This is a genomic window from Marinobacter albus (assembly GCF_030238305.1).
Taxonomy (GTDB): Bacteria; Pseudomonadota; Gammaproteobacteria; order Pseudomonadales; family Oleiphilaceae; genus Marinobacter; species Marinobacter albus.
This window is the reverse complement of sequence record NZ_JASSQD010000006.1, coordinates 1-5,587: the sequence shown is the minus strand read 5'-3', so window position 1 is coordinate 5,587 and position 5,587 is coordinate 1. Positions and strand designations below refer to the sequence as shown.

Here is a 5,587-nt window from a genome sequence, read left to right as displayed (position 1 = left end):
AGGAAGCTGGGGTTTTTGGTATTAGGAGTCTGACGATGACCTACTCTCACATGGGCAATGCCACACTACCATCGGCGCAGGCCTGTTTCACTTCTGAGTTCGGGATGGGATCAGGTGGTTCCAAGCCGCTATGGTCGTCAGACAAAACGGTTGATCACTGGGGGACGAGATGAAATGTGATAGAGACTTCGTTGGTGCGTTATCCGCAATTGTCTTGGGTGTTATATAGTCAAGCCGCACGAGCAATTAGTATCGGTTAGCTCAACGCCTCGCAGCGCTTACACACCCGACCTATCAACGTCCTGGTCTTGAACGGCTCTTCAGGGACCTCGAAGGTCCAGGGAGATCTCATCTTGGAAGGGGCTTCCCGCTTAGATGCTTTCAGCGGTTATCCTATCCGAACATAGCTACCGGGCAATGCGTCTGGCGACACAACCCGAACACCAGCGGTTCGTCCACTCCGGTCCTCTCGTACTAGGAGCAGCTTTCCTCAAATCTCCAACGTCCACGGCAGATAGGGACCGAACTGTCTCACGACGTTCTAAACCCAGCTCGCGTACCACTTTAAATGGCGAACAGCCATACCCTTGGGACCGGCTTCAGCCCCAGGATGTGATGAGCCGACATCGAGGTGCCAAACACCGCCGTCGATGTGAACTCTTGGGCGGTATCAGCCTGTTATCCCCGGAGTACCTTTTATCCGTTGAGCGATGGCCCTTCCATACAGAACCACCGGATCACTATGACCTGCTTTCGCACCTGCTCGACGTGTCTGTCTCGCAGTTAAGCGGGCTTGTGCCATTACACTAACCGCATGATGTCCGACCATGCTTAGCCCACCTTTGTGCTCCTCCGTTACGCTTTGGGAGGAGACCGCCCCAGTCAAACTACCCACCACACAGTGTCCTCAACCCCGATAAGGGGTCCAAGTTAGAACCTCAAACAGCTCAGGCTGGTATTTCAAGGTTGGCTCCACGATGACTGGCGTCACCGCTTCAAAGCCTCCCAGCTATCCTACACAAAACTGCTCAAAGTTCACTGTGAAGCTATAGTAAAGGTTCACGGGGTCTTTCCGTCTAGCCGCGGATACACCGCATCTTCACGGCGATTTCAATTTCACTGAGTCTCGGGTAGAGACAGCGCCCCCATCGTTACGCCATTCGTGCAGGTCGGAACTTACCCGACAAGGAATTTCGCTACCTTAGGACCGTTATAGTTACGGCCGCCGTTTACCGGGGCTTCGATCAAGAGCTTCGCACGAATGCTAACCCCATCAATTAACCTTCCGGCACCGGGCAGGCGTCACACCGTATACGTCCACTTTCGTGTTTGCACAGTGCTGTGTTTTTAATAAACAGTCGCAGGGGCCTGGTATCTTCGACTGGCTTCTGCTCCACCCGCAGGGGCTTCACATACAACCAGCGTGCCTTCTCCCGAAGTTACGGCACCATTTTGCCTAGTTCCTTTACCCGAGTTCTCTCAAGCGCCTTGGTATTCTCTACCTGACCACCTGTGTCGGTTTGGGGTACGGTCTCGAATAGCCTGAAGCTTAGAAGATTTTCCTGGAAGCATGGCATCAATGACTTCCCGCCCTAAAAGGGCAGTCGTCGTCGCGTCTCAGAATTGTGGACCCGGATTTGCCTAAGTCCACTCCCTACTCGCTTAAACCGGGACAACCGTCGCCCGGCTCACCTAGCCTTCTCCGTCTCTCCATCGCAGCTATCCAAGGTACGGAAATATTAATCCGTTTCCCATCGACTACACCTTTCGGTCTCGCCTTAGGGGCCGACTCACCCTGCGCCGATTAGCGTTGCGCAGGAACCCTTGGTCTTCCGGCGTGCGGGTTTTTCACCCGCATTGTCGTTACTCATGTCAGCATTCGCACTTCTGATACCTCCAGCATGCTTCTCAACACACCTTCGCAGGCTTACAGAACGCTCCCCTACCCCGCATACAAAGTATGCAGCCGCAGCTTCGGTGACCAGTTTGAGCCCCGTTACATCTTCCGCGCAGGCCGACTCGACTAGTGAGCTATTACGCTTTCTTTAAAGGATGGCTGCTTCTAAGCCAACCTCCTAGCTGTCTGAGCCTTCCCACATCGTTTCCCACTTAACTGGTACTTGGGGACCTTAGCTGGCGGTCTGGGTTGTTTCCCTCTTCACGACGGACGTTAGCACCCGCCGTGTGTCTCCCGGATAGTACTCACAGGTATTCGGAGTTTGCATCGGGTTGGTAAGTCGGGATGACCCCCTAGCCGAAACAGTGCTCTACCCCCTGTGGTATTCGTCCGAGGCGCTACCTAAATAGCTTTCGGGGAGAACCAGCTATCTCCGGGCTTGATTAGCCTTTCACTCCGATCCACAAGTCATCCCCTGGCTTTTCAACGACAGTGGGTTCGGTCCTCCAGTTGATGTTACTCAACCTTCAACCTGCTCATGGATAGATCGCCCGGTTTCGGGTCTATGCCCAGCGACTAAATCGCCCTATTCAGACTCGGTTTCCCTACGGCTCCCCTAAACGGTTAACCTCGCCACTGAACATAAGTCGCTGACCCATTATACAAAAGGTACGCCGTCACGGAACAAGTCCGCTCCGACTGCTTGTACGCATACGGTTTCAGGATCTATTTCACTCCCCTCACAGGGGTTCTTTTCGCCTTTCCCTCACGGTACTGGTTCACTATCGGTCAGTCAGGAGTATTTAGCCTTGGAGGATGGTCCCCCCATATTCAGACAGGATATCACGTGTCCCGTCCTACTCGATTTCACTAAACTCAGGTTTCGGATACGGGGCTATCACCCACTATGGCGGCACTTTCCAGAGCCTTCTCCTACCAATTGTTTAGCTTAAGGGCTAATCCCCGTTCGCTCGCCGCTACTTAGGGAATCTCGGTTGATTTCTTTTCCTCGGGGTACTTAGATGTTTCAGTTCCCCCGGTTCGCCCTGTACACCTATGGATTCAGTGCACAGTACCTGGCCGAAACCAGGTGGGTTTCCCCATTCAGAAATGTCCGGATCACAGCTCGTTTGCCAGCTCCCCGAACCTTATCGCAGGCTTCCACGTCTTTCATCGCCTCTGACTGCCAAGGCATCCACCGTATGCGCTTAGTTGCTTGACTATATAACCCCAAGACAACTGATCGTCGAAACAACGCCACTCACCAGGCAAGCCCGATGGGTGTGTCAGTTCGAGACAGTCACTTGAAGCCATATACAACCACTTCAACGACAACACCGGATAACGCTTGAAATCGCTATCACTGATTATCGAATTCCGGAGATAATGGAATCCAATAATCGGTATTTCTATCTCGTCCAATTTGTTAAAGAGCAAATCTGACCCAGTGATCAGAAAGAAGAACTTCATCCAACAACCTCGGTCGTTGATGAAATGCTTGTTTCTGGACACTGATGAACCGAAGTTCGCCAGTAAAGTTTTGGTGGAGCTAGGCAGGATCGAACTGCCGACCTCCTGCGTGCAAGGCAGGCGCTCTCCCAGCTGAGCTATAGCCCCATTTAAGCTACCTCAAATTGGTCAACTCCAGGAGTTGAGCAATTTTGGTGGGTCTGGGTGGACTTGAACCACCGACCTCACCCTTATCAGGGGTGCGCTCTAACCACCTGAGCTACAGACCCAATGGTACGGGCCTGATAGACCCATCTGCTCTCTTCATTAATCAACCAAGTAATTCGTGTGGACTCTGACCGAAGCTTTCGGCTTCGTTTAAGGAGGTGATCCAGCCGCAGGTTCCCCTACGGCTACCTTGTTACGACTTCACCCCAGTCATGAACCACACCGTGGTGATCGTCCTCCCGAAGGTTAGACTAACCACTTCTGGTGCAATCCACTCCCATGGTGTGACGGGCGGTGTGTACAAGGCCCGGGAACGTATTCACCGTGACATTCTGATTCACGATTACTAGCGATTCCGACTTCACGGAGTCGAGTTGCAGACTCCGATCCGGACTACGACGCGTTTTGTGAGATTAGCTCCCCCTCGCGGGTTTGCAGCCCTCTGTGCGCGCCATTGTAGCACGTGTGTAGCCCTGGCCGTAAGGGCCATGATGACCTGACGTCATCCCCACCTTCCTCCGGTTTGTCACCGGCAGTCTCCCTAGAGTTCTCAGCCGAACTGCTAGCAACTAGGGATAGGGGTTGCGCTCGTTACGGGACTTAACCCAACATCTCACGACACGAGCTGACGACGGCCATGCAGCACCTGTGTCAGAGTTCCCGAAGGCACCAATCCATCTCTGGAAAGCTCTCTGCATGTCAAGGCCAGGTAAGGTTCTTCGCGTTGCGTCGAATTAAACCACATGCTCCACCGCTTGTGCGGGCCCCCGTCAATTCATTTGAGTTTTAACCTTGCGGCCGTACTCCCCAGGCGGTCAACTTAGTGCGTTAGCTGCGCCACTAAGGATTCAAGATCCCCAACGGCTAGTTGACATCGTTTACGGCGTGGACTACCAGGGTATCTAATCCTGTTTGCTCCCCACGCTTTCGCACCTCAGTGTCAGTGTTGGTCCAGGTAGCCGCCTTCGCCACTGGTGTTCCTTCCTATATCTACGCATTTCACCGCTACACAGGAAATTCCACTACCCTCTACCACACTCTAGCCTGACAGTTCGAAATGCCGTTCCCAGGTTAAGCCCGGGGCTTTCACATCTCGCTTATCAAACCACCTACGCGCGCTTTACGCCCAGTAATTCCGATTAACGCTTGCACCCTCCGTATTACCGCGGCTGCTGGCACGGAGTTAGCCGGTGCTTCTTCTGTGAGTAACGTCAAGCCTCACGAGTATTAGTCGTAAGGTTTTCCTCCTCACTGAAAGTGCTTTACAACCCGAAAGCCTTCTTCACACACGCGGCATGGCTGGATCAGGGTTGCCCCCATTGTCCAATATTCCCCACTGCTGCCTCCCGTAGGAGTTCGGGCCGTGTCTCAGTCCCGATGTGGCTGATCATCCTCTCAGACCAGCTACGGATCGTCGCCTTGGTAGGCTCTTACCCCACCAACTAGCTAATCCGACATAGGCACATCCAATAGCGCAAGGTCCGAAGATCCCCTGCTTTCCCCCGAAGGGCGTACGCGGTATTAATCCGGGTTTCCCCGGGCTATCCCCCACTACTGGGCAGTTTCCTATGCATTACTCACCCGTCCGCCGCTCGTCAGCGGGGTGCAAGCACCCCCTGTTACCGCTCGACTTGCATGTGTTAAGCCTGCCGCCAGCGTTCAATCTGAGCCATGATCAAACTCTTCAGTTTAAATCATACAAGAATCCGAAGATTCTCTATTCTTGCTCAAGACAAAACTCAATTTCGACGAGTCACTGTCCTGATATTTCGTATCCGAAATACCTCGGCCAGCGCCCACACGAATTACTTGGTCAATTTTTTAAAGAGCGCTTGAGCTGTTGCTCAATCAAGGCCGCGTATTCTACATCGAACCGCCACCTTGTCAACCGTTTATTTTTCGCTGCATCCCGTCTCCGGAACCCGCCGAAAAATCACCCGGCTTACTGCTTGTTTCGAGAGGGCGCATTCTACACCGAACCACCTCTCTGTCAACCGCTTTCTGAAGAATTTT

2 tRNA genes and 3 rRNA genes are annotated in these 5,587 nt (G+C 53.2%); all 5 read right to left on the bottom strand.

The window, feature by feature from the left end:
- Positions 1-27: 27 nt before the first annotated feature.
- The 5 genes from rrf to QQF73_RS19205 all read right to left on the bottom strand — a co-directional run bounded on the left by rrf (position 28) and on the right by QQF73_RS19205 (position 5,265).
- Positions 28-142, bottom strand: a 5S ribosomal RNA gene (gene rrf / locus QQF73_RS19225).
- A gap of 83 nt (positions 143-225) precedes the next feature.
- Positions 226-3,119: ribosomal RNA gene (locus tag QQF73_RS19220) — 23S ribosomal RNA — on the bottom strand.
- A gap of 319 nt (positions 3,120-3,438) precedes the next feature.
- Positions 3,439-3,514 (bottom strand) — tRNA-Ala (locus tag QQF73_RS19215).
- A gap of 45 nt (positions 3,515-3,559) precedes the next feature.
- Positions 3,560-3,636 (bottom strand) — tRNA-Ile (locus QQF73_RS19210).
- An 89-nt stretch (positions 3,637-3,725) separates the two neighbouring features.
- Positions 3,726-5,265: ribosomal RNA gene (locus QQF73_RS19205) — 16S ribosomal RNA — on the bottom strand.
- The 16S, 23S and 5S rRNA genes sit together here with 2 tRNA genes alongside, the layout of an rRNA operon.
- Between the last annotated feature and the right edge of the window lie 322 nt (positions 5,266-5,587).